Here is a 22,956-nt window from a genome sequence, read left to right as displayed (position 1 = left end):
CACCGCCGGCAGGCGTCTCAGCCGTCACCGCCGGCGGTCAGCGGGGGCAGCAGTTCCACGCCGAGTTGTTGGAGAAGCTGGAAGAGTTCGTTGACGCTCCACACGTCGCTGATCAGTCCGGCGGCGTCGAAGCGGAGGAACGTCGCGCCGGAGTAGCTGACCACCTGCCCGGTGGGTGGCACCGGTCCGAACCGGCCGAGCTGGGTGCCGGCGGCCCGCCAATGCAGGGCGACCCGGCCACCGGAGGCCACCAGGTCGACGATCTTGTAACGCAGGTCCGGGAAGGCCGCCCGGCGGTCCCGGTGCCAGGCGAGGACCGCATCCGGGCCGGTCCCACCCAGACCAGGGCAGTCGGCGGCGATCAGGTCGTACGCCGAGTCCTCGCGGTTGCCGTTCCACACGTCGGCGACGAACCGCCGGGCCGTCGCCTCCACCTCGGTCATCCGGCGCAGCCTACGCGCAGCCCCGCCCGCTGCACGAAGATCGACCGTCGGGCGACGGCATCATCTTTCGCCCGGGTGATGTGCAGCAGGTCGCCGGACCTGAGGGCGGTCACCGCGTCCATCCGACGAACCGCCTGTGCAACGAGCCCGCCGGCACCCAGGTCAGGTCCTGACTTGCGGCCACCAGGCAGGAGGCCAGGTAGAGCGCCAGGGACACCGGGGCTGCGTCGTACTCGGCCTGAAGCTCCCCGCGACGGGTGGCACAGGGCCACGGCATCGAGCACCCCGCGCAGGTCCAGACGGGCAGCACCGGACCGTGTGCGGTCATCGGTCCTCACCCGGCCAGTGCCCCCGATTGATCGGCACTCGGTGGCGGGATCGGCAGGGCAGGTTCGATCCGCAGCGGCAGACGTACCGCCACCGGCTCCACGACCAGACCGGCCGATGACGACGAGCCAGGGTCAGGGCTACGGCAGTCAGGTACTCCTCGTAGGCGACGTGCCTGGGCATGTCGTGCTCCTCTCGGAAGCGGCTCAACAAGGGGCGCCGTCACTCTACGTGCTGTATTGACGTCAACACAACAGTACGCCAGTATGGAGTCACCTACCGTGCGCGTGTGAGCAGTGAGAGCGACTTCGATCCCGATGTCGCCACGTGGAAACAACTCGCGGACCGGCTCCGACAAGCCATCCGCTCAGGCGAGCTTGCTCCTGGTCAGCGAGTTCCGACCGAACTGAGCCTCACGCAGGAATACCGGCTCAGCCGGCTCACGGTCCGCCGCGCACTTCAGCAACTGCGAGGTGAGGGCCTGATCGTGGTCGTGCAGAGTCGCGGAACCTTCGTCAAGGGTGAACAGGAGCGCGCTAGGGTAACCCTCGGTAAGGGCGACCAAGTGCAGACGCGGATGCCTGACCCCGAGGAACGCAGGAAGTACCACCTTCACGAAGGCGAGCCGGTCGTCTTGGTGACGAGGACGAACGGAACCGTGGAGTGCTACGGCGCGCACACCGTGACCGTCGTCGGCGGATAGGCCGCCACCACGTGGCCGCCGGCACCTCTTTCTCCGAACCTCTCCGGGGCAAGGTGGGGGCGATGGTCGAGCCGAGGCACCGCTACTGCCGGCGCCTTTTCATGCCACCCGACACTGCGGGTACTCAGTCGAGCGCCACCCGTACGGCGGCGGTGAGCACGAGCTGGCCGAGGGCGACCGGTACCAGCACCAGCCAGCAGAGCCGCTGCAACTGGTCCTCGCGCAGCCGGGGGTACGCCACCCGGAACCAGATGATCACGAACGAGACGGCGAAGACCTTCAGCAGGGTCCAGAGCCAGCCCAGGTACTCGTCACCGAACGGGCCCTGCCAGCCGCCGAGGAAGAGCACGGTGGTGAGCGCGGCGATCACCACGATGCCGACGTACTCGGCGAGCAGGAAGAACGCGAACCGCAGCCCGGTGTACTCGGTCAGGTAGCCGAAGACCAGCTCGGAGTCGGCGATCGGCATGTCGAACGGGGGACGCCGGATCTCGGCCAGCCCGGCGACGAAGAAGACGAAGAGCGCCGGGGCCTGCCAGAGCAGCCACCACGGCTGCCACGCCTGCACGATCCCGGGCAGGCTGAGCGTCCCCGCCGCCATGGCCACACTGGCGGCGGCGAGCACCAGTGGCAGCTCGTACCCGAGCAGTTGCGCGGCCCCGCGCAGCCCACCGAGCAGGCTGTACTTGTTGGCCGACGCCCACGCGGACATCAGCACCGCGACCACGCCCACCCCGACCACGGCGAGCACGAAGAACAGGCCGATGTCGAGCGGCTGCCCGACCAGGTCACCCGGGCCGAGCGGGATCACCAGCAGGGCGAGCAGGTAGGGCACCAGCGCCACCACCGGGGCGAGCCGGAACACCGCCCGGTCCGCCTCGCGCGGGGTGACATCCTCCTTCTGTACGAACTTGATCCCGTCGGCCACGAGCTGGGCCCAGCCGTGGAACCCGCCCGCGTACATCGGGCCGAGCCGGCCCTGCATGTGCGCCATGACCTTGTGCTCGGCCTGCCCGACGATCAACGGTAGGACGAGGAAGGCGGCGACCACCGCCACCACCCGGATGGTCAACTCCAGCCAGAGCGGCATCAGCCCTCTCCCCCCTGGTCAGCCCGTGGTGGTCCGGCAGGCCGTTCGGGTCGGGACGTGCGGGGCTCACGTTCGGCGCGGGGCTCGCGCGGTGGCCGGGCCGGGCGGGCGGGCGTACCGCCGCGCGGGCCCTCACCGACGCCACCGGCACCGGCGGGCGTCGGGGTGGTCCCCCACTCCCCCGGCGCCGGTACGCCCGGCGGGCGCATCGGCCGGCGACCGCCGCCCGCCTCCGACTCGCCCGGTTCCTTCGCCCCCGGCCAGGGTTTGGCAACCCGGGAGGCCAGGACGAACTCCTTGCGCAGCGGATGCCCCTCGAACTCCGGTGGCAGCAGCAGCGGGCGCAGCCCGGGGTGGCCGGTGAAGTCGATGCCGAACATTTCGAACGTCTCCCGCTCGTGCCAGGCGGCGCCGGGGAAGACGTCCACCACCGAGGTGACCGCCGGATTCTCCCGGGGTACCCGGGTGCGCAGCAGGATCCCGTGCCGGCGGGTGGTCGACCACAGGTGCGCCACCACGTCGAAGCCACCGACCAGCTCGTCGACGGCGGAGAGCCAGTCGAAGAAGTCGCAGACCAGCTCAGCGTCGTCGCGGGCGGCCAGCAGCGCGTCCCGCCAGTTCGTCGGGGGTACGTCGACGGTGGTGCGGGCGTACCCCTGACCGCCGGAGATCCCGGTCGCCACCTCGACGCCCGGAAGCAGCGCGACCAGCCGGCTGGCGACCTCTTCGGGAGTCATGCCGCCGATCCTATGGCCCGCGAGTGTTCTGGGTCGCGTCCGCGCCCTCCACCCCCCGACCACAGCGTTGATCATGAAGTTATTGCCACGACACGCCGGCCTGGATGACAACAACTTCATGATCAACGGGGCGGGGGTGGGGAGGAAGGGGGCCGGGGGTGGGGAGGAAGGGCGGAAGCGTGGGTGGGAACGGCGGGCACGGGGAAGAATCGGACTGTGCGCGCCGTGACTGTGACACCCGGGGTACCCGACTCGCTGCGCCTGGTCAACGACTGGCCGGAGCCGCCCAGCGAGGAGGGCGCGATCCTGGTCGAAACGTTGGCGGTGGGGATCTGCGGCACCGACCACGAGATCATCGCGGGCGACTACGGCAAGGCGCCGCCCGGGGCGACCGAACTGGTGATCGGGCACGAGTCACTGGGCCGGGTACTGGAGGACCCCACCGGCACGCTCCACCCGGGTGACCTGGTCGCCGGCATCGTCCGGCACCCGGACCCGGTACCCTGCACCAACTGCGCCGCCGACGAGTGGGACATGTGCCGCAACGGGCAGTACACCGAACACGGGATCAAGGCACTGCAGGGTTTCGCCCGGGAACGCTGGCGCATCCCGCCCAGGTTCGCGGTCGGTCTCGCCCCGGACCTGGCCGAAGTCGGGGTACTGCTCGAACCGACCAGCGTGGTGGCCAAGGCATGGGACCACATCGACCGGATCGCGCACCGCACCGAGTGGCAGCCGCAGAGCGTACTCGTCACCGGGGCGGGACCGATCGGGCTGCTCGCCGCCCTGCTCGCCACCCAGCGCGGGCTGACCGTACACGTCCTCGACCGGAACACCACCGGACCGAAGCCGGGCCTGGTCGGCGCGCTCGGGGCGAGCTACCACACCAGCACCGTCGACGAACTCGGCTTCGAGCCGGACGTGGTGGTGGAGTGCACCGGGGCACCGGCCGTGGTGCTGGAGGCGATGTGCAAGGCCGCCCCCATCGGCATCGTCTGCCTCGCCGGGATGTCCAGCGGCGGCCGGACCATCGACTTCGACGCCGGAGCACTCAACCGGACCCTGGTGCTGGAGAACAACGTGGTCTTCGGCTCGGTCAATGCAAATCGGCGGCACTGGGACCTCGCCGCCGAGGCGCTGACCCGGGCCGACCCGTCGTGGCTGGAGTCGTTGATCACCCGGCGGGTGCCGGTCGGGGCGTACGCGGAGGCGTACACCCCGACCGGGAACGACATCAAGGTGGCCCTGGAGTTCGCCGCCTGACCGCCGGAGCGCCGGTCGGGGCACCCCGGGCGCTGCCACTACAGGCCGGGGCATCCGGCGTGACCGCTACAGGCCGGGCAGCCGGCCGTTGCGGAACAGGTCCACGAAGATCTGGTGGTCCTCCCGGGCCCGCAGGCCGTACGCGTGCGCGAACTCCACCAGGTACGACACGAAGCCCGGCTCGTCGGCCGACACCGCCGCCACGATCGCCTCCTCGGTGGAGAAGTCGACCAGGTCATGGCTGGACTCGTCGTCGGCCACCGAGTGCATCCGGGCCACCGAGCGGCCGAGGTCGGCGATCACGCCGGCAAGTTCGTCGGGCTCGTTCACGTCGGCCCAGTCCAGGTCGGCCGCGTACGGGGAGACCTCGGCGACGAGCTGCCCCACCCCGTCCAACTCGGTGTAGCCCACCCACGGGTCGGCGTGCGCCTGCAACGCCCGCTGGGATTCCGCCGTACGGTGACCCTGGTGCCGGAAGTAGCGACGGACACCCTCGTCGTCGATGTGCCGGGCCACCGCGGGCACCTGGGCCTGCTTCATGTAGATGATGACGTCGTTCTCCAGCGCCTGGGTGTGCCCCTCCAGCAGGAGGTTGTACGACGGCAGGCCGGCCGAGCCGATCCCGACGCCCTTACGCAGCACCACGTCCTTGACGTGCGCGGAGACCGGACGCAGCCGGGCGGTCGCCTCGGGCAGGGTGTCCAGGTAGTGGGTGAACGCCTCGCAGACCCGCTCCCGGGTCGCGTCGTCGATCTCGTACACCCCGTCGCCGAGGGAGAACCGGCGTTCGTAGTTGTCGATGGTGGTCTGCCCGTTGAGCAGGTCCACCCGGGTGTTCAACCGGGCCTGCTGGAGGACCCGGCGCAGCACCCCGTCGGCGTTGGCCAGCGTGATCGAGCCGATCGCGTCGTCCCCGCCGGCCGCGATCGCCTTCAGTTCGGTCAGGTAGGCGGTGGCGAACACGCCGACCAGCTCGCTGATCACCTGGTCGGAGAGGGCTTTGGCGTACCCGAGCAGGGCGACGCTGGCCACGAACCGCTTGAGGTCCCAGGAGAACGGTCCGACGTACGCCTCGTCGAAGTCGTTGACGTTGAAGACGAGCTGCCCGGATCCGTTCATGTAGGTGCCGAAGTTCTCGGCGTGCAGGTCACCGTGGATCCACACCCGGCTGGTCCGCCCGTCGAGGAACCGGTCGTCGGCGAAGTCGCCGATCTGGTCGGCGTAGAAGAGCGAGGCGCTGCCCCGGTAGAAGGCGAACGGAGAGGCGGCCATCTTGCGGAACTTCCGGCGGAAAGCGGCCGGGTCGAGTGCCATCGACGCACCGAATTCCTCGATGAGAACGTCGACGATGTGGGCGGAACGTTTCTCCGCGGTCTGGGTCATGGACGGCAGGCTAATCCTCCACCGCCACGGCGGGGACCACCGGTGGTCAGGTCGTCGGGGGCCGGACGACCGGCGCGGTCAGCGACTCGACCGACCGCTGGTCGGCGGAGGGGCCGGCCGGTGGGGCGAGCGGGTCGGGTCGGGCCACCCCGCCGATCCCGGACTGCTCGGCAGCGATCTTCTCCTGGAGGCGGAGGATGCCGTGCAGCAGCGCCTCCGGTCGGGGCGGGCAGCCGGGCACGTACACGTCGACCGGGATGAGCTGGTCGACGCCCTTGGTGACGGAGTACGAGTCCCAGTACGGGCCGCCGCAGTTGGAGCAGGCACCGAACGAGATGACGTACTTCGGTTCGGGCATCTGGTCGTAGAGGCGCTTGATCGCCGGCGCCATCTTGTCGGTGACCGTGCCGGAGACCACCATCAGGTCGGCCTGGCGTGGGCCGTGCGCGAACGGGATCACGCCGAGCCGGATGAAGTCGTGCCGACCCATGCTGGTCGCGATGAACTCGATGGCGCAGCAGGCCAGGCCAAAGTTGAAGACCCAGAGCGAGTAGCGCCGGCCCCAGTTGAGCACGAACCGGATCGGCTCGCCGAGCACTGCCGGTAACTGCACGGCGCCCTCCTCTCCTGTCCCCTGGCCGACAGTCAACCACAGCGCCCCGCCGGCAACCTCCGCAACCGGAGGCAGCATCGACAGGTGTTACAGGAACCGCGGGTGACCACCCGCGGGGAACGGGGAGGGGCACGTGACGGTGACGATCAACTCCCGGGCGGGCGTACCGCCGCCGGACATCTGGTCGATAGGGACTCCGGCCACGCCAGCGGACGAAACGGCGGGGACCACGGCCGGCGGACCGGGCACAGCCGCCAGGCAGGAGACAGCCGCCAGGCAGGAGACAGCCGGGCCAGACCGGACAGCCGGCGATCCGGTACCGGCGGAGCTGGTGTTCGACGACTTCTACCATGCGCACTTCCGGAGTCTGACCGTGCAACTCTGCGCGTACACCGGTGATCTGGGACAGGCCCAGGACCTGGCCCAGGAGGCGTTCTGCCGGGCCTTCGCCCGCTGGGACCGGATAGTCCGGTACGACGATCCGGTCGCCTGGGTACGGCGGGTGGCCTGGAACCTGGCCAACAGTCGCTGGCGGCGGCTCCGTACCGCCCACGCCTACCTGCGCCGCCAGCGGGAGACCCATGTCGCCGGCCCGAATCCCGACCGGGTGGCCCTCGAAGCCGCGCTCGCCCTCCTACCGGCCAACCAGCGACGTGCCGTCGTGCTGCACTACCTCGCCGACCTGCCGGTGGCGGAGATCGCCCACCAGGCCGGGGTGGCGGAGGGAACGGTGAAATCCTGGCTGCACCGGGGACGGGCCGCCCTGGCCGCGCTGCTCCGCGACGAGACCGAAGAGACCGCCGGGGAGGCCCGAGATGGCTGAGCAGGAACCGTCCGGGCTGGACTCCCGCTTCGCCCGGTACCGCACCGGCCTCGCTGCGCAGGTACACGGCCCCGGACCGGACGCGGTACGCCGCACCGTGCGGCAGCGCCGACGGACCGCCCTGGCCACCACCAGCGCCCTCGCCGTCGCGCTCGTGGTCAGCCCGCTCGTCGGGTACGCGGCCAACCGGGGCGAGGGACGGCCACCTTCCGTACCGGCCGGATCCATCGGGCCGACCGGGTCCCCGTCGACCCGCCCGCCGGAAACGCCGCCGCCCCGGTCCACCACACCGGGCACCCCGTCCTCCGTACCCGACGGCCGGATCAGCCGGGGCCAACTGCTCGCGGCCCGGGTCGACCTGCCGGCCTGGCGGCCGGGCCCGGGCTGTCCGGCCGGTCGGGGGGTCCGGTTGACCGGCGAACCGGTGCACGACGGGGACAACGTCCTGGTCGCGGTGGACCACACCGACCTCGACGGTGACGGTTCCCCGGAGACGGTGGCCCTGGTCCGTTGCATCATCGGTCAGGGCGGTCCGGCCCAGGTGGTCGCCTTCGACCGGGACCGGGGCGGCCGGATCGTCACTGTCGGCCAGGTGTTCCGCACCGAGCGCTGGTCCGGGCCGGCTGATGTCGCCGGACACGATCCGGAGTGGCTGCTCGCCCTGGACGCCCGGCCCGACGGTTCGGTACGCATCGAGATGGCCGACATCGCCCCGGGCGGTGGCTGGCGCCTGGAATGGTCGCAACGGCAGTGGCGGACGTACCGGTGGAACGGGCAGCGGTTCACGCAGACCGGCGGGCCGACCACCTTCGCGTCGAACCCGCGCCTGCGGAACGTGGGGGTACACGCCACCGATCTCACCTGGGGGGCCGCCCGGACGGACGGAACCCGCAGCGGGACGACGACCGTGACCATCCGTAACCACGGGGACCGACCGTTTGATGGCATCCGGCTGGTCATGCGCGTGCAACCGGGTCTGTATGCCCAAGGCGACGGCTGGTCCGCCTGCACCGGCGGACCGCCGGCCGCCGGTTCCCGGGAACTGACCTGCCGTCTCGGTCCCCTCGATGCCGGCGCATCCCGCACCCTGGTCCTCGGGCTCGCCGGTCCCACCTCGGGCAGCGGTACCGGCATCGCGTCGGTCGAACCGCTCGGTCCGGACGGGGAACCGCTGCTGGACCCGGACCGGGAGAACAACGAGGGCCGGTTCACCTACCGGTGACGGGTGGCCGGGCCGGCGCCACCTGTCCGGCATGGCTGGCAACGACAGGGGCGGCGACCGCAGCCGTCCTCGACGTGGCCGTGCAGGACCGGTTCGAGGTGCGGTTGCACCCCGCCCCTGTCGTGTTGCCGTCCCGGGCACACCGCAACGCTCCCGCCGCTCATCGCGTCTTCCTTGCATCGACGCTGACCGTAGCCTGCACACCGATCGCCCGGCTGGAGGTGTTTCCGGCCGGGCGATCGGCGTTCCCGGGCCCGGCAGGGCCGGGTGTCACCCGGTTCAGTAGCTGGGGCGTTGCAGCAGACTGACGAACTCCACCAGCAGCTTCTCGCGCAGGCGCACCGGGGCGGCGTCGAGCAGCCGGTTGATCACCGCCGCACGGTCCGGCAGCGGCCCGCCACCGGTACCGCCGCCCAGGCCGAGACTGGCGGCCAGCCCGGCCACCAGTTCCGGGGTGAGCGCCTCGGGGGTCAGCGTGCCCGCCAGGGCGAGCAGTTCGGCCGGCAGCGCGACCGGACCGGCGGCGCGGGCCGCCGCGACCGCGTCGTGCAGGTCCGGCCCGAACTCGGCCACCCGGGGGGCCACCGACGCGGTCACCGTCAGGTGCACGCTGGCCGGCAGTTCGCCGTACGACAGCTGCGGCTGGGTGTGCCAGCCACGCGCGGTCAGCTCGTCGACCAGCACGAACAGGTCCAGCCCGGGATCGGTGGAGGTGAAGCAGACCACGGTGGACTCCGGTCCGGCCATCAGCCGCAGCCCGTCGACGCCCTGCACCGCGTCGGCCAGGGCGCGTACCGCGTCCCGGGTCTGCCGGACCAGTTCCAGGTAACCGTCGTCGCCGATGTGCCGCAGCGTGGCGTACGCGGCGGCGATCGGGCCACCGGAACGGGTGGAGGTGATCACCGGGTTGATCATCCCGTAGCCGGGCCAGTCGGCGTACGCGAAGTACTGCGGGGCGCGCAGGGTGGCGTCCCGGTGCAGCAGGACCGAGACGCCCTTCGGGGCGTACGCGTACTTGTGCAGGTCGACCGAGATCGACGTGACCCCGGGGACGGTGAAGTCGAACGCCGGTACCGGCTCGCCGAGGCGTCGCAGCCAGGGCAGCGTCCAGCCGCCAAAGCAGGCGTCCACGTGGCAGCGCACCCCGGCGGCGGCAGCCGCAGCGGCGATCGCCTCCACCGGATCGACCACCCCGTGGGCGTACGACGGGGCGGAGCAGACCACCAGCACGGTGTCCGGCCCGATCGCGGCGGCCACCGCCTCCGGCGCCGGACGCAGGGTCACCGGGTCGACGGGTACCAGGTCCAGGGCGACGCCCAGGTAGTGTGCCGCCTTGGCGAACGCCGCGTGCCCGCTGACCGGTACCACGATCCGGGGCCGCTCGACGGCGGGCCGGGCGTCCCGGGCGGCCTTGACCGCCAGGATCAGCGACTCGGTACCACCGCTGGTGACACTGCCGACCACGTCCGGCGCGGTCGTCCCCGGCCCGCCCCCGAGCAGTTTGGCGGCGGCGCCGACCAGCGCGTTCTCCATGGCCAGCAGGGACGGGAAGGCGGTCGGGTCGAGCCCGTTGACGTGCGCGCTCAGCGCGTGCGCCGAGGCGGCCAGTTCGTCCAGGCCGGGTACCGCCGGGTCGTAGACGTACGCGAAGAGCCGCCCGCCGTGGGTGGGGCGGTCTGCGGCGCGCAGCCCCCGGATCTCGTCGAGCACCTGCTCGGCCGGTACGCCCTTCTCCGGCAGTGCCTCGTTCACCACGAACCCTCCCCAGTTGTGTCGATCATGGAGTTATGGTGCCCTTTTTATCAGGCTTCGCGGCTCTTATCCCCCACCACAACTCCATGATCGACGGGGTGGGTGGGGGTGGCCGCTGCGAGGCGTTCCGGGGTGAGGTCGTACCCGCGCAGCAACGGCACCGCGAGCACCACCAGCAGGGCGGGGAGCACGGTGAACCCGATCAGTACGCCCAGCCGGGCGCCGTCGGACTGGGCCGCTGCCGTGCCGGTGCTCGACGAGACGTACCCGGAGAGCTGGAGCACCAGGCCGTAGATGCCGGGACCGAGGGCCAGGCCGAACGTCTCACCGGCGGTCCACAGGCCGGTGAAGACCCCCGCCTGGCGGCGGCCGGTGCGCGCGGTGTCGTAGGCGATGCAGTCCGGCAGCATGGCGAGGGCGAAGACCTGCTGTCCGGCGTAGCCGGCACCCATCACCGCGACCAGCAGGTAGACCAGCACCGGGGGCAGCACCGGGGCGGCCAGCAGACCGAGCGCCGGGCCGGCGAGCAGCAGCGAGGCGACGACGAACGCGGTCCGCTTGCCGAGCCGGGTACCGGCCCGGGTCCAGAGCGGCATCACCAGCAGCGCCGGGCCGACGAAGCAGGCGAAGAGCAGGGTGGCCCCGGTCTCCGGGCTGCGCAGGATCTGGTCGGCGAAGTAGTTGACCCCGGCGAGGATGGTCGCCACCCCGGCGGACTGGATGACGAAGCAGATCAGCAGCAGCCGGAACGGCCGGTTCCGGCCGGCGACGGCGAGCTGGGCGCGCAGGCTCGGTTCGCTCTCGGTCACCGTGCCGTCCGGTACGCCCCGGGTCCCGAGGAACGCGCCGGCCGTGCCGAGGACGATCAGCCCGGCCACGAAGAGCCCCATCCACCGGTGCCCCGGCACCCCCTCCCCACCGGCGGTCACCACCAGCGGGGCGAGCGCGCCGGAGACCAGGATGGCCAGCGCCAGCACCGCGATCCGCCAGCTCATCAGCCGGGTACGTTCGGTGTAGTCGGCGGTCAGCTCGGCGGGCATCGCCACGTACGGCACCTGGAAGAAGGCGAACGCGGTCGCGGTGGCCAGGAAGGCCACGGCCACGTACGTCCCGGCGCCCGCCCCGGCACCGAACGGTGCGGCGAAGATCGCGGCAAAGAGCACCGCGAGGGTCAGGCCGCCGGCGAGCAGGTACGGCCGGCGGGCTCCCCAGGGCGAGCGGGTGCGGTCGGAGATCCGGCCGGCGACCGGGTTGACCAGCACGTCCCACGCTTTGGGGACGAGCACCAGCAGGGCGGCGAGACCGGCGGCGATGCCCAGGGTGTCGGTCAGGTAGGGCAGCAGCAGGAGTCCGGGCACGGTACCGAAGGCACCGGTGACCAGCGAACCGAGCGCGTAGCCGGCGTGCACCCGGCGGGGCAGCCCGACCGGCGCCCGTGGCGCGGACCGGGTGGGGTTCACGGCGCGCGCCGGGTCGGTTTCATGGCGCCGAATGTTACTCACGTTTTGCTCGACGTTGAACCCCCGATCAGTCGCGACCGGGGCCCGGCTCGGTCGGGGACCAGGCGGCGGCACGGATGTCCACGCCGTCCCCCCGCAGCGGGGTGCCCTCGGCACGCAACCGGGCCCGCGCCTCCACCTCGTGTCCGGGCGGCAGCCGGCCCGCCGAGTTGACCACCCGGTGCCACGGCACCCCGCCACCGTGCCGGGCCATGATCGACCCGACCAGCCGCGCTGACGCCCGGCCGGAAACCTCCGCCAGGGCATCGGCCACCGCGCCGTACGACATGACCCGCCCCGGCGGGATCCGCTCCACCAGGCTGAGTACCGCTTCGACGTACTCGTCCGGCGTCATGACCGGACCTCGCCAACCGTCACCGGACCTCGTCCATCCCCGTCACCGGACCTCGCCAACCGTCACCGGACCTCGTCCATCCCCGTCATCGAACCTCATCCTCTCCGTCACCGGAGCCCACCAGACATCGTCACCGGTCACTCACACCCGTCATGACCGGCCAGGATATGGGAACCGCCGCCGGCCGGGCGGGGTGCACCGCGCAGAATGGGCGGGTGCGTGAAGCGGTGACAACAGCCCAGCGGATCGTGGTCAAGATCGGGTCCTCCTCGCTGACCACCGCCGAGGGCGGACTCGACTCCGACCGGGTGGACGCCCTGGTCGACGCCCTCGGCGGGTTGACCGCCGAGGGGCGGGAGGTGGTGCTGGTCTCCTCCGGCGCCATCGCCGCCGGGCTGGCTCCGCTCGGCCTGCGCCGCCGGCCCCGGGACCTGGCCACCCAGCAGGCCGCCGCCAGCGTCGGGCAGGGGCTGCTGATCGGCCGGTACGCCACCAGTTTCGCCCGACACGGGCTGACCGTCGGCCAGGTGCTGCTGACCGTCGACGACGTGACCCGCCGGGCGCACTACCGCAACGCGTACCGCACCCTGCGCAAGCTGCTCGACCTGCGGGCCGTACCGATCGTCAACGAGAACGACACCGTCGCCACCGACGAGATCCGGTTCGGCGACAACGACCGGCTGGCCGCCCTGGTGGCCGCCCTGGTCCACGCCGACCTGCTGGTGCTCCTGTCCGACGTGGACGCCCTCTACACCGGTGACCCCTCCCGGCCGGACACCACCCGGATCAGCGAGGTACGCGACGCCGCCGACCTCACCGGCATCTCGGTCGGCGGGGCCGGACGGGCCGGCGTCGGCACCGGGGGCATGGTCACCAAGGTGGAGGCCGCCCGGATCGCCACCGGCTTCGGCATCCCGGTGGTGCTGACCTCCGCCGCGCTCGCCGCCGAGGCGCTGTCCGGCGCCGCCGTGGGCACCCTCTTCCACCGGGTACACCAGCGTCCGACCGCCCGGCTCTTCTGGCTCGCCCACGCCACCTCGCCCCGGGGCCGGCTGCACCTCGACCCAGGGGCGGTGCAGGCCGTGGTCAACCGGCGTAAATCGTTGCTGCCCGCCGGAATCACCGCGGTCGACGGGGCGTTCACCGCCGGCGACCCGGTCGACCTGGTGGACACCGAGGGCGCCCCGGTCGCCCGTGGCCTGGTCAACTACGACGCGGTGGAACTGCCCGGACTACTCGGCCGGTCCACGGGTGAGCTGGCCGCCGCGCTCGGTCCGGCCTACGAACGTGAGGTCGTCCACCGCGACGACCTGGTACTGCTGTAAGGAAGGGCCCCTTCTTATCGCTTTCGGTATAGGAAGGGGCCCTTCCTAACACCTGGGAGGGAAGAGACATGAGCGTCACCGAGCAGGCCCGGCGGGCCCGGGAGGCGGCAAACACGCTGGCCACCGCGACGCGTACCCGCAAGGACGCGGCACTGCACGCGATGGCCGACGCGCTGGTGGCGCGTACCCCGGAGATCCTGGCCGCGAACGAGACGGACCTGGCAGCCGGGCGCGATGCCGGCCTGACCCCGGCCGTGCTGGACCGGCTGGCGCTCAGCGAGCAGCGGGTCGCCGGCATCGCCGACGCGCTGCGTCAGATGGCCGGCCTGCCCGATCCGGTCGGCGAGGTGGTCCGGGGCTCGACCCTGGCCAACGGCCTGGAGCTACGGCAGATCCGGGTACCGTTCGGCGTGGTCGGCATCATCTACGAGGCCCGGCCCAACGTCACCGTCGACGCCGCTGGCATCTGCCTCAAGTCCGGCAACGCGGCGCTGCTGCGCGGTTCCTCCTCGGCGGCGCACTCCAACGCCGCCCTGGTGGCGGTGCTGCGCGACGCGGTCGCCGGGGCGGGGCTGCCGGCCGACGCGGTCCAGTTGCTCGACGCCAGCAGCCGGGACTCGGTGAAGGAGCTGATGCGGGCGCGGGGTCTGGTCGACGTGCTGATCCCCCGGGGCGGTGCGTCGCTGATCCGGACCGTGGTCGAGGAGTCCACCGTGCCCGTCATCGAGACCGGGGTGGGTAACTGCCACGTCTACGTCGACGCCGCCGCCGACCTGGCCAAGGCGGTGGCGATCACCCTGAACGCCAAGACCCAGCGCCTCTCCACCTGCAACACCGCCGAGTCGCTGCTCGTGCACGCGCAGATCGCCGACGCGTTCCTGCCGCCGATGCTGGCCGCGTTCGCCGAGGCCGGAGTCACCGTGCACGGCGACGCCCGGGTCGCCGCCCACTCGGACGCCGTCGAGCCGGCCACCGACGAGGACTTCGCCACCGAGTACCTCTCGGCGGACATCTCGGTCGCCGTCGTCGACTCGCTCGACGACGCGGTCGCGCACATCCGCCGGTACGGCTCGGGGCACACCGAGGCCATCGTCACCGACTCGGCCAGCGCGGCCCGGGAGTTCGTCGCCCGGGTCGACTCGGCCGCAGTGATGGTGAACGCCTCCACCCGGTTCACCGACGGCGGCGAGTTCGGCTTCGGTGCGGAGATCGGCATCTCCACGCAGAAGCTGCATGCCCGTGGCCCGATGGGCCTGCCCGAGCTGACCTCGACCAAGTATGTCGTCACCGGCGACGGGCACCTGCGGAACTGACCGCGCGTCGACGGACCGGTCCCGCCGCCCGCCGGGACCGGTCCAAACCAACGCCAGGCCGAACCACAGCGCCAGGCCGGACCACAGCGCTAGGCCGATTCAGCGCCAGGCCGATTCAGCGCCAGGCCGATTCAGCGCCAGGCCGAACCACAGCGCTAGGCCGATTCGGCGACGGGTTGGAGAGATCCTCAGCGGCAGGCACGAATGGCGGCGAGCGTGGCGTGCACGTCGAACTGGTGCCCGTCGTCGCTCTCCCAGCCACCGTCGCTGCGCTGGGTCTCGGCCAGCCGCCGGCGGGCGGAGACCAGCGTCCAGTCGTCCGCGGCGATACCGACCCGGCGCAGGGTCGCTGCCAGCCAGGCCACGTTACCCGGGGACATCTCCGGCAGCCGCTCGTTGAGCACCGTCTGGATCCGGGCCGACTCGTAGAACATGGTCTGCCGGTACAGCACGGCGGCGCTCAGCCAGCCGGTGGCAAGGTACGACGGCCAGGTCCCGTCCGGGCGGAGGTGGTTGGCGAGCGCCTGGGCCGCCGCGTAGACGACTCCGGCGTACACCCCACCCACCCGGTCGTCCAGCGGTCCGGCGGCCCGGGCATCGAGCCCGGCGGTGGCCAGCCAGAATCCGGCGTTCGCGGTGAGGTAGAGCTGGGCCTCCAGATCACCGGGACGGGCCCAGGGCGGGGCGGCGGGGGCGAGGGACTCGTCCTCTTCCCAGGTACCGTTCCGGTACTGCCGGGCGGCCAGCCAGTCCAGCGCCTTGCGGGCGGCGGGCCGGCCGAGCGCGCCGAGGTCGTCGAGTTCGGCGAGGCGGAAGCAGGTGGCGTCGACGGAGGCCACCCCGGTCTCCAGGCGCGCCGGCCATCCGCCGTCCGGCAACTGGCCGGTCTCTGCGGTCTCCAGCACCTCCACCGATGGCATGGTGCCGGTGCGCAACCAGGAGAGCCGCGCACGGTCCACCGGGTCACCGTGCGCCACGACAAAGCCGATGGCGGCGTCAATATCGACCACGCGGCCAGGCTACCGGCGCAAACGTGATTCCGCCTCACCAGGAAAGGCGGCGTGACCAGCCCCTCGGCGAGCTTTCACCCAGCCGACGGCCGGGTTTTTTGGACCCCTTCGACGACTTCGGTCCGCCGCGCTCGTGCGCTAGGCCGCAGGTTAAGAAGGGGCCCCTCCTATACCGAAAACGATAAGAAGGGGCCCTTCCTTACAGCTGTCAGTAGGCGGGGAGGCTCGGGTCGACCTGCCGGATCCAGGAAATGATGCCGCCCTGCACGTGGACGGCCTCACGGAAACCGGCCGCCTTGAGCGCGGCGAGCGCCTCGGCGGAGCGTGCGCCGGACTTGCAGTGCAGCACGATCTGCCGATCCTGCGGCAGGTTGGACAGCGCCTCGCCGGAGAGGATGTCGCCCTTCGGGATCAGCGTGGCACCCGGGATGCGGACGATCTCGTACTCGGCCGGCTCCCGGACGTCGACCAGGAAGAGGTCCTTACCGGCGTCCTGCCACTCCTTCAGCTCCAGTGCGGTGATGGTGGAGTCCACCACCGCCGCCTCGGCCTCCGGGGAGACCGCACCGCAGAAGTCCTCGTAGTCCTCCAGCAGGTCGGTGACGGTCGGGTTCTCGCCGCAGAGCACGCAGTCCGGGTCCTTGCGGACCTTGATCTTGCGGTAGGTCATCTCCAGGGCGTCGTAGACCATCAACCGGCCGACCAGCGGCTCGCCGATCCCGGCGAGCAGTTTGATCGCCTCGTTGACCTGGATCGAGCCGATGGAGGCGCAGAGCACGCCGAGGACGCCGCCCTCGGCGCAGGACGGGACCATCCCGGGCGGCGGCGGCTCCGGGTAGAGGCAGCGGTAGCAGGGACCGTGCTCGGCCCAGAAGACCGAAGCCTGGCCGTCGAACCGGTAGATCGAGCCCCAGACGTACGGCTTGCCGAGCAGCACGGCGGCGTCGTTGACCATGTACCGGGTGGCGAAGTTGTCGGTACCGTCGACGATCAGGTCGTACTGGGCGAAGATCTCCCGGACGTTCTCCCGGTCCAGCGCAGTGTTGTGGATCTCGACGTTGACCAGCGGGTTGATCTCGCGAACGGTGGCTGCGGCCGACTCGGCCTTGGAACGGCCGACGTCGGACTGCCCGTGGATGATCTGGCGCTGGAGGTTCGACTCGTCGACGGTGTCGAAGTCGATGATGCCGAGCGTGCCGGCGCCGGCGGCGGCCAGGTACATCAGGGCCGGCGAGCCGAGGCCACCCGCGCCGACACAGAGCACCCGGGCGTTCTTCAGCCGCTTCTGTCCCTCCACCCCGACATCCGGGATGATCAGGTGACGCGAGTAGCGACGGATCTCGTCAACGGTGAGCTCGGCGGCGGGTTCGACGAGCGGGGGCAGTGACACGGTGGACTCCCCGGGTTCGGCGGCGTGTGCTGGGCCATTGTTGCGCGATACCGAGCCACTCGGCCATGAGGAGGGCCACGCCGTCCGACATCCGGGAGCGGGAATAGGGGCCGCCGGACCGGGGCAGGGGTGCCGGGGGACCTGGCTGGCGCCGCCAGGGCCGATCGGGTCGGCGCCCACGCTGGGGGAGGATCGGGTCGGCGCCTGCGCTAGGGGACGATCGGGCCGGCGTACCGCACACCGTCGAGGTAGGGCCAGGCGTTCGCCACGCACCCGCGCAGACCGTACGTCTGCTGCTGCATCACCGGGGCCGGCCGACCCGGACCGGGGCAGTCCTCGTGCCCCTCGCCCAACTCATGGCCGACCTCGTGGTTGATGACGTAGGCCCGGTAGGTGTCCAGCGGTGCGCCGTAGTCCGGCACCGCCTCCATCCAGCGGGCCAGGTTGATGACCACCCGGCCGGGCAGCCGGCAGGAGGTGTACCGCTCGGTGACCAGGCCGCCTTCCGCGCAGATCCGTTCCGAGGTGGCCGGGGTGGCGAGCAGCACGGTGAAGTCGGCGGGCAGGTCGGCCGGTACCCGCTGCATCCGCAGCCGACCCGACGCGATCCAGCTACGGGCGTCGCCGAGTGTCCCGTCCACGGCGGCGGCGAAGTCGGCGGGTGTCACCCCGGACCGGTCCTCGACCGCGACCCGGTAGCGGAGCAGCTCACCTTCGGTGCCGTGGACCGGCCCGGGGCCGGCCGCCTCCTGGAAGGTCCCCGGCCCGGTCACCGGGTACGGCGGCACACCGGGCTCCGGCAGCGCGGGCCGTGCCGGCACCGGGGACCCCGGTCCGGCGGGCCGCCCGGCGTGGCCGGGGGTGGGATCGACGCGGGACCCGTCGCCTGCCGCGCCGCCGGGACGCTCCCCCGACTGGTCGACACCATCCGGCCGGCCACCGGCGCCCGGCCCGTCGCCACTGGTCAGGGTCAGGCAGATCAGCCCTGCCACGACGGCGAGCAGGACCGGCCCGGCCCCCCGGGTGAGTGCGGTACGGCGGTACGCCCGACCGGTAGGGGTCCTCATGACTGCCAGGCTGGCAGGCCGTTCCGGATATTCCTCGCTTTTCCGTCCGGAGTCCACCGGACGGTACCCCGGCTAAAGCCGGCTAGAGCTCGGCTAGAGCGGCGGCCCGGCGTACCGGCGGCCGGACAGGTACGGCCAGGGGTTGGCCAGGCAGCCCCGGAGGAAGAGGGTCTGCTGCATCATCACCGGCGCCGGCCGGCCCCGACCCGGACAGCGCTCGTGGCGGTACCCCAGTTCGTGCCCGACCTCGTGGTTCACCACGTACGCGCGGTAGGTGGCCAGCGGCACCGTCGCGGACACGAAGTGCGGCACCGAGAGCCGCCACCGATCGAGGTTGATGATGACCTTGCCCCGCGCCCGGCAGGAGGTGTACGGCACCCCGCCGACCATGATGTTCACCCAGCCGGCCGCGCACATCTCGCGGGCGGTCCGGGCGGTGGCGAGATAGACGGTGAAGTCGTGCGCCGCCCCGGCGGGTACCCGTTGCAGGCGCAACCGGCCGCTACCGGTCCAGCTCGCCGGGTTCCCGAGCGCCCCGTCCACCTCGTTGGCGAAGGCGGCGGTGCCCTCGCCCGCCCCGTTCTCCACCGCCACCCGGTACCGCCGCAGCTCACCGGCCCGCCCCCGGACCGTCCCGGCGGTCATCTCGTAGCTGAAGGTGCCGGCCCCGGCGGCCGGCGGCACCCCGGGCATCCGCAGCGTGACGGTGGGCGTGGCCACCGTGGCCGGGCCGGGTGGAGCAGGCGGGGACGACGGGAGCGGAGCGCCGGCCGACGGCGTACCGGTCGCCGGAGCCGGAGGGCCGGACAGCCCGGCCCACCCCGTCGGGGTCCCGGAGGCGACAGACTCCTTCTGCGCGGTCGCCACACCGGTACGACCACCGGCGACGTGAACCCCGCCGACCAGACCGGCCAGCAGGGCGACGCCGAGCAACGGGACCCAGACGATCCGGCCGATCCGCACCACAGGTCCCCTCACCGCTCGGCTGCGGGCCCCCGGGTCCCGGCGGCATCCGCCATATCGCCGCAGGCCGGACCCGACGTACCGCTGCCGACCGTACCCGCTGCGTCGCCGCCGGCCGCGCCCGACGCGCCCGTCGTGCCACTGTCGGTAGTGCCGGCCGCACCCCAGGTCGCGTACTCGTCGACGAGGGCCGCGATCGCCTGGGCGACCAGCCGGGGCACCTCCATCTGCGCCACGTGCCCCACCCCGTCGAGCATCAGCAGCCGGCTGTCCGGGATCAGCCGGGCGACCTGCGGGCTGACCCGGACGTCCACCAGCCGGTCCTGCCGACCGGAGATCACCAGCGTGGGCACCGGTACCCGTCGGGCCATCTGCCACAGCGAACCGGATCCGGGCAGGTACGCCCGGAGGAAGCTGGCGACCAGCCCACGGAACGAACGGACGTACGCCGCCGCGTAGTGCTCCGCGGTGCAGCGGATCCGGAATTCCTCGATCGTCTCCTGACGCCGCTGCGTACTGATCCGGCTGGCGTCCGCGATGCACGACGCCAGTACCTGCGCCGCCATCGCCTCGGGCGGGATCCTGGTCAGGTGTCGGGCGGCGAGCCGTTCGGCGCGCGGCAGGACGAGCAGCGGAAGTGCCCTGGCCTGCAACGACCTGCGGACGTCGAGGAACGGCATGGCCGGGGAGATCAGGGTCAGCGTGCGCACGAGGTCGGGCCGCAGCACCGCCACCCGGACCGACACCGCACCGCCGAGCGAGTTACCCACCAGGTGGACCGGCCCCCGCCCGGAGTGTTCGATCCACCGGATGACCCGCTCGGTGAAGTAGGGCAGCGTGTAGCTGGGCCCCGGCTCGCTGTGCCCGAAGCCGGGCAGGTCGATGGCCTGGCCGTCGAGCCGGTCGGCGAGCAGTCCGGCGAGGTCGGTGAAGTTCTGTGCCGATCCGCCCAGGCCGTGGACGTAGAGGGCGGGCTCGGCACCGGGACGGGTGGCCGGGGTGTCCCGGACGTGGAGGGATGTCCCGTCGAGGGGCACCGTACGGCCGGGCCAGGGTGGCGGGAGCGGACCGCTCGGCAGGAGATCGTCCGCTCCCAGCGGCGCCTGTCGCACCGCTGCGGTCCGCCCGCCCTGCCGTACCGTCACCGTCAGGCCAGCAGGGCCTCAAGGCGCCGGTTGACCGCAGCCAGGGTGGCCCGGACCACCGCCTGCCGTGGGTCGCCGGAGACCAGCGCCGAGCCGGCGAGCTGCTCGACCCAGCCGTCACAGACCAGCAGGACGACCACGGTCGCCACCTCGCAGTTGCCGAACGGCACGACGGCCGCGTGCTCGACGAAGCACCGTCCCGATCCGGCCGTCCGCTCGGCACCCCGCAGCAGCTCGTCCACTGCGGACGCGGCGGCCACCGCGCAGAGCCGCAGCACGTACCCGTCGACGGCCGGGCCGGTCGCCAGGCCGGCGGCGGTCTGCGCACCGGCGAGCAGCCGCACCTCGACCGTGGCGTCCAGCCCGAACGTGCTGACCTGGACGTGGTCGAGGACCACCCGGGGGCCGGGCGGTCCGTCCGGGTTGAGCGGTCGGGAGGGTGCGCTCTCCGTCGTGGTGAGCTGCGCACCCGAGTACGACGTCCCGGCCGCGACCGGGCTGCCGGTGGCCCCGCCGGGCAGCGTCGGACCGGACTCCGGTCCGACCGGGAACGGGCGCGGCTGGTCCGCCACGCTGGCCCGGCCGCTGTGGGTGGGGATCTGCCGCCGTCGTCGTCGGGGTACCTCGACCGGCGGATCGGCGTCCTCCTCCGGCGCCCGACGCGGGGTGGGCGGGGCGGTCGGGAGCGGGGCGGTCGGGAGCGGGGCGGTCGGGAGTGGGGCCGGCTCGCCGGGCAGGTTCTGCGGTGCCGCCGCCAGCCCCATCCGCTCCTGGAGCAGTCGGGCCACCTGCCGGCTCACCTCGGCCGGATCGGCTCCGTCGGCCAGGTCCAGCCGCAGGCTGTGGGCCCCGGCCGGGGTGGTCCGCAGGGAGGCGTCGCGCACCCCGGCCACGCCGCGTACCGCACCGAGGATCGCCTTGACGTCGAAACCCTCCGGCCGGTCCCGCAGCGGTGGTGGCTCGTCCTCACGCCGCAGGTGGGTGGCGATGCGGGCCAGTTCGGGGGTCTCCGCGGGCGGCTCCACGGCGGGCAGGTCCGGTACGACCGGGACGTCCGGCTCGGCCGGTACCCGCTGGGGCAGTACCGCCGGCTCCGGGCTGGCCGCCGCGGGTACCGGTTCGGCCTGGTCGGGAGCGGACCGTCGGCCGGTGTAGCCGGCCGACCGGGTACCGAAGAGGGTGCTGGGGTCGCGCTGCACCGGGCCGGCCGGTACCGAAGAGGGTGCCGGGGTCTGCGGTTGGGCGGGGGTCGGCGGTTGGGCGGGGCCGCCCGGAGCGACCGGTGGCCACCCTGCGTGCCGGCGGCCTCCCGCCTCCGCGCGGACCGTACGGGTCTCGTCCGGATGGACCGGACGGGGGTCCTCGGGTCGCAGCGGACCGCTGTCACCGGAGCGGTGCGGGTCGGTGCCACCCGCTGCGGCCGACGGGGCCGGCGGTGCGGAGGACGGCCGGGGGGCCCAGGTCGGGTACTCCCGGTCGGGTGCGGCCCCGGCGGTCGGGTACGCCGCGCGGGCCGGGTCGATGTAGGAGGGGCGTGTCGGCCCCGGCTCGCGGCCCTCGGGCGCCCGGGGCGGCTCCGGATAGGACGGTCCGGTGCCCTGCCCGGCCGCTGCGGCCGGGGTCGGGGGCTCCGGGTAGCCGGCGTACGGCTGCTCCGGCTCCGGCTCGCTGGACGGGGACGGCTGTGGGTACCAGCCCGGCGACCACTCACTCCGGGCCCGTCGCCCGGTCGGCTGCGGGCTCTCCGTCGCCCAGGGTGGCGCCCAGCCCGACTGCTGCGGGCGGGCGGGCTCGGCGCCGTGCCGGGTACGCGCCTCGTCCGGGCGGGCGGGTGGCTCCTCGTGCCGGTTCACCGGCTCACCGAACGCGCCGGCCCAGCGCGGCCGGTCCTGCTCGGTGGCGGGTCCTGCGCCCTCGGCCGGCCGGTCGGGTCCCCGTGGGATGGCCGGCTCCGGCGGCACCGGCGGACCGGACACCACCGGCCCGAAAGGCGGCGCCTGGGCCGCCGGCGGCGCGGACGCCGGTCGGACCGCCTCACGCCAACCCGCCGGTTCGTCGGTCGGACCGGCGGACGGCTCGACGGTCCGCGGCGGCTCGTCCTGACCGTGGGCGTGCCGGGCCGACTCCTCGACCGCGTACCGGGACGGTCCGTCGACGATGTGCCGGGCCGGTCCGTCAACGATGTGCCGGGCCGGGTCGTCGTACCCGTGCCGGGTCGGCTCCTCCGAAACGGGGCGGACGAACTCGTCCGGCAGTTGCCGGGGTGGTTCCTCCCCGACGTGCGGCGTCGGCTCGTCGGTGAGGTGCCGGGACGGTTCGGTGTCGCCAGCCGGGGGTACCAGCCGGAGCCGGGTCTGCTCACCCGCCGGGGCCGGCCGCTGCGCTGGCACCATCAGCCGGTCCTGGGTGGGCGGTTCGAGCGGGGGCTCGGCCCCGGGTGGGGCGCTGACCGGCGTACCCGGGTCCGTCGGGTAGCGATCCCACCGGCGGTAGCCGTTCAACGACCGACCGTTCACCTGCCGTGCCGGCTCGG

Annotated in this window: 20 protein-coding genes and 1 pseudogene; 6 read left to right on the top strand and 15 right to left on the bottom strand. The window is 72.7% G+C overall.

Features of this window, described 5'->3' with window-relative positions; all coding sequences use genetic code 11:
* Positions 1-17 precede the first annotated feature (17 nt).
* Entirely contained in the window at positions 18-443 is a 426-nt protein-coding gene (locus V6U90_RS03020) for an ester cyclase (protein WP_334431000.1), read from the bottom strand.
* Positions 440-565, bottom strand: a complete 126-nt coding sequence (locus tag V6U90_RS03015; protein WP_334430999.1) for a hypothetical protein — start codon at positions 563-565, stop codon at positions 440-442. The genes V6U90_RS03020 and V6U90_RS03015 overlap by 4 nt, the downstream gene beginning before the upstream one ends.
* A gap of 494 nt (positions 566-1,059) precedes the next feature.
* On the opposite strand from V6U90_RS03015, the gene V6U90_RS03010 reads away from it, so the two are divergent.
* Positions 1,060-1,473 carry a GntR family transcriptional regulator gene (locus V6U90_RS03010; protein ID WP_334430998.1) on the top strand — a complete coding sequence of 138 codons (414 nt, stop codon included), beginning with the start codon at positions 1,060-1,062 and terminating at the stop codon, positions 1,471-1,473.
* A 124-nt stretch (positions 1,474-1,597) separates the two neighbouring features.
* On the opposite strand, the gene V6U90_RS03005 is transcribed toward V6U90_RS03010, so the two are convergent.
* Positions 1,598-2,563: a complex I subunit 1/NuoH family protein gene (locus V6U90_RS03005; protein WP_334430997.1), complete on the bottom strand. Its 966-nt coding sequence runs from the start codon at positions 2,561-2,563 to the stop codon at positions 1,598-1,600.
* Entirely contained in the window at positions 2,563-3,300 is a 738-nt protein-coding gene (locus tag V6U90_RS03000; protein ID WP_334430996.1) for an NADH-quinone oxidoreductase subunit C, read from the bottom strand. The genes V6U90_RS03005 and V6U90_RS03000 overlap by 1 nt, the downstream gene beginning before the upstream one ends.
* 216 nt (positions 3,301-3,516) lie before the next feature.
* On the opposite strand from V6U90_RS03000, the gene V6U90_RS02995 reads away from it, so the two are divergent.
* On the top strand, positions 3,517-4,563 hold the full coding sequence (locus V6U90_RS02995; protein ID WP_334430995.1) for a glucose 1-dehydrogenase: 1,047 nt from the start codon (positions 3,517-3,519) through the stop codon (positions 4,561-4,563).
* A gap of 66 nt (positions 4,564-4,629) precedes the next feature.
* On the opposite strand, the gene V6U90_RS02990 is transcribed toward V6U90_RS02995, so the two are convergent.
* Both V6U90_RS02990 and V6U90_RS02985 read right to left on the bottom strand, forming a co-directional pair.
* On the bottom strand, positions 4,630-5,946 hold the full coding sequence (locus V6U90_RS02990) for a DUF2252 domain-containing protein (RefSeq protein WP_334430994.1): 1,317 nt from the start codon (positions 5,944-5,946) through the stop codon (positions 4,630-4,632).
* A 46-nt stretch (positions 5,947-5,992) separates the two neighbouring features.
* The gene (locus V6U90_RS02985) at positions 5,993-6,559 is read right to left on the bottom strand and encodes an NADH-quinone oxidoreductase subunit B (RefSeq protein ID WP_334430993.1); all 567 of its coding nucleotides are present in this window, start codon (positions 6,557-6,559) and stop codon (positions 5,993-5,995) included.
* 328 nt (positions 6,560-6,887) lie between these two features.
* Between V6U90_RS02985 and V6U90_RS02980 the strand changes: the two genes are divergently transcribed.
* Positions 6,888-7,382: a SigE family RNA polymerase sigma factor gene (locus V6U90_RS02980; protein WP_334431179.1), complete on the top strand. Its 495-nt coding sequence runs from the start codon at positions 6,888-6,890 to the stop codon at positions 7,380-7,382.
* Positions 7,375-8,604 (top strand): hypothetical protein, encoded by a 1,230-nt coding sequence (locus V6U90_RS02975; protein WP_334430992.1) that lies wholly within the window; start codon positions 7,375-7,377, stop codon positions 8,602-8,604. The genes V6U90_RS02980 and V6U90_RS02975 overlap by 8 nt, the downstream gene beginning before the upstream one ends.
* 279 nt (positions 8,605-8,883) lie before the next feature.
* On the opposite strand, the gene V6U90_RS02970 is transcribed toward V6U90_RS02975, so the two are convergent.
* From V6U90_RS02970 to V6U90_RS02960, 3 genes are all read right to left on the bottom strand, one after another.
* Positions 8,884-10,359 carry a pyridoxal phosphate-dependent decarboxylase family protein gene (locus V6U90_RS02970; protein ID WP_334430991.1) on the bottom strand — a complete coding sequence of 492 codons (1,476 nt, stop codon included), beginning with the start codon at positions 10,357-10,359 and terminating at the stop codon, positions 8,884-8,886.
* Positions 10,360-10,406: 47 nt separating this feature from the next.
* On the bottom strand, positions 10,407-11,816 hold the full coding sequence (locus tag V6U90_RS02965; RefSeq protein ID WP_334431178.1) for an MFS transporter: 1,410 nt from the start codon (positions 11,814-11,816) through the stop codon (positions 10,407-10,409).
* Between the two features lie 67 nt (positions 11,817-11,883).
* Positions 11,884-12,210 carry an MGMT family protein gene (locus tag V6U90_RS02960; protein WP_334430990.1) on the bottom strand — a complete coding sequence of 109 codons (327 nt, stop codon included), beginning with the start codon at positions 12,208-12,210 and terminating at the stop codon, positions 11,884-11,886.
* A 167-nt stretch (positions 12,211-12,377) separates the two neighbouring features.
* On the opposite strand from V6U90_RS02960, the gene proB reads away from it, so the two are divergent.
* Together proB and V6U90_RS02950 are read left to right on the top strand one after the other, a co-directional pair.
* Positions 12,378-13,535: a glutamate 5-kinase gene (proB, locus tag V6U90_RS02955; RefSeq protein WP_442933519.1), complete on the top strand. Its 1,158-nt coding sequence runs from the start codon at positions 12,378-12,380 to the stop codon at positions 13,533-13,535.
* A gap of 68 nt (positions 13,536-13,603) precedes the next feature.
* Positions 13,604-14,848, top strand: coding sequence for a glutamate-5-semialdehyde dehydrogenase (locus V6U90_RS02950; RefSeq protein ID WP_334430988.1), 1,245 nt, complete (start codon positions 13,604-13,606; stop codon positions 14,846-14,848).
* Between the two features lie 188 nt (positions 14,849-15,036).
* Here V6U90_RS02950 and V6U90_RS02945 read toward each other — a convergent pair.
* The 6 genes and pseudogenes from V6U90_RS02945 to V6U90_RS02920 all read right to left on the bottom strand — a co-directional run bounded on the left by V6U90_RS02945 (position 15,037) and on the right by V6U90_RS02920 (position 22,924).
* Positions 15,037-15,917: pseudogene (locus tag V6U90_RS02945) on the bottom strand (prenyltransferase/squalene oxidase repeat-containing protein).
* Between the two features lie 149 nt (positions 15,918-16,066).
* Positions 16,067-17,248, bottom strand: a complete 1,182-nt coding sequence (gene moeZ, locus V6U90_RS02940) for an adenylyltransferase/sulfurtransferase MoeZ (protein ID WP_334430986.1) — start codon at positions 17,246-17,248, stop codon at positions 16,067-16,069.
* A gap of 209 nt (positions 17,249-17,457) precedes the next feature.
* Positions 17,458-18,315 (bottom strand): DUF3152 domain-containing protein, encoded by an 858-nt coding sequence (locus V6U90_RS02935; RefSeq protein ID WP_334430985.1) that lies wholly within the window; start codon positions 18,313-18,315, stop codon positions 17,458-17,460.
* Positions 18,316-18,408: 93 nt separating this feature from the next.
* Positions 18,409-19,293: a DUF3152 domain-containing protein gene (locus V6U90_RS02930; RefSeq protein ID WP_334430984.1), complete on the bottom strand. Its 885-nt coding sequence runs from the start codon at positions 19,291-19,293 to the stop codon at positions 18,409-18,411.
* Positions 19,290-20,390: an alpha/beta fold hydrolase gene (locus V6U90_RS02925; protein ID WP_334431177.1), complete on the bottom strand. Its 1,101-nt coding sequence runs from the start codon at positions 20,388-20,390 to the stop codon at positions 19,290-19,292. Before V6U90_RS02925 ends, V6U90_RS02930 begins: the two co-directional genes overlap by 4 nt.
* 35 nt (positions 20,391-20,425) lie before the next feature.
* A complete protein-coding gene (locus V6U90_RS02920) occupies positions 20,426-22,924 on the bottom strand; it encodes a hypothetical protein (RefSeq protein ID WP_334430983.1) in 2,499 nt (832 codons plus the stop codon).
* Between the last annotated feature and the right edge of the window lie 32 nt (positions 22,925-22,956).

This window comes from Micromonospora sp. CPCC 206060 (assembly GCF_036906895.1).
Classification (GTDB): domain Bacteria; phylum Actinomycetota; class Actinomycetes; order Mycobacteriales; family Micromonosporaceae; genus Micromonospora.
Note: the sequence above shows the minus strand (reverse complement) of the source record. Positions and strands in the feature narration are given on the sequence as shown.

Coding starts and splice junctions, on each gene's coding strand:
- V6U90_RS03020 (WP_334431000.1), bottom strand. CDS start 443: ATGACCGAGGTGGAGGCGACGGCCCGGCGGTTCGTCGCCGACGTGTGG.
- V6U90_RS03015 (WP_334430999.1), bottom strand. CDS start 565: ATGGACGCGGTGACCGCCCTCAGGTCCGGCGACCTGCTGCACATCACC.
- V6U90_RS03005 (WP_334430997.1), bottom strand. CDS start 2,563: ATGCCGCTCTGGCTGGAGTTGACCATCCGGGTGGTGGCGGTGGTCGCC.
- V6U90_RS03000 (WP_334430996.1), bottom strand. CDS start 3,300: ATGACTCCCGAAGAGGTCGCCAGCCGGCTGGTCGCGCTGCTTCCGGGC.
- V6U90_RS02990 (WP_334430994.1), bottom strand. CDS start 5,946: ATGACCCAGACCGCGGAGAAACGTTCCGCCCACATCGTCGACGTTCTC.
- V6U90_RS02975 (WP_334430992.1), top strand. CDS start 7,375: ATGGCTGAGCAGGAACCGTCCGGGCTGGACTCCCGCTTCGCCCGGTAC.
- V6U90_RS02960 (WP_334430990.1), bottom strand. CDS start 12,210: ATGACGCCGGACGAGTACGTCGAAGCGGTACTCAGCCTGGTGGAGCGG.
- proB (WP_442933519.1), top strand. CDS start 12,378: ATGGGAACCGCCGCCGGCCGGGCGGGGTGCACCGCGCAGAATGGGCGG.
- V6U90_RS02950 (WP_334430988.1), top strand. CDS start 13,604: ATGAGCGTCACCGAGCAGGCCCGGCGGGCCCGGGAGGCGGCAAACACG.
- V6U90_RS02935 (WP_334430985.1), bottom strand. CDS start 18,315: ATGAGGACCCCTACCGGTCGGGCGTACCGCCGTACCGCACTCACCCGG.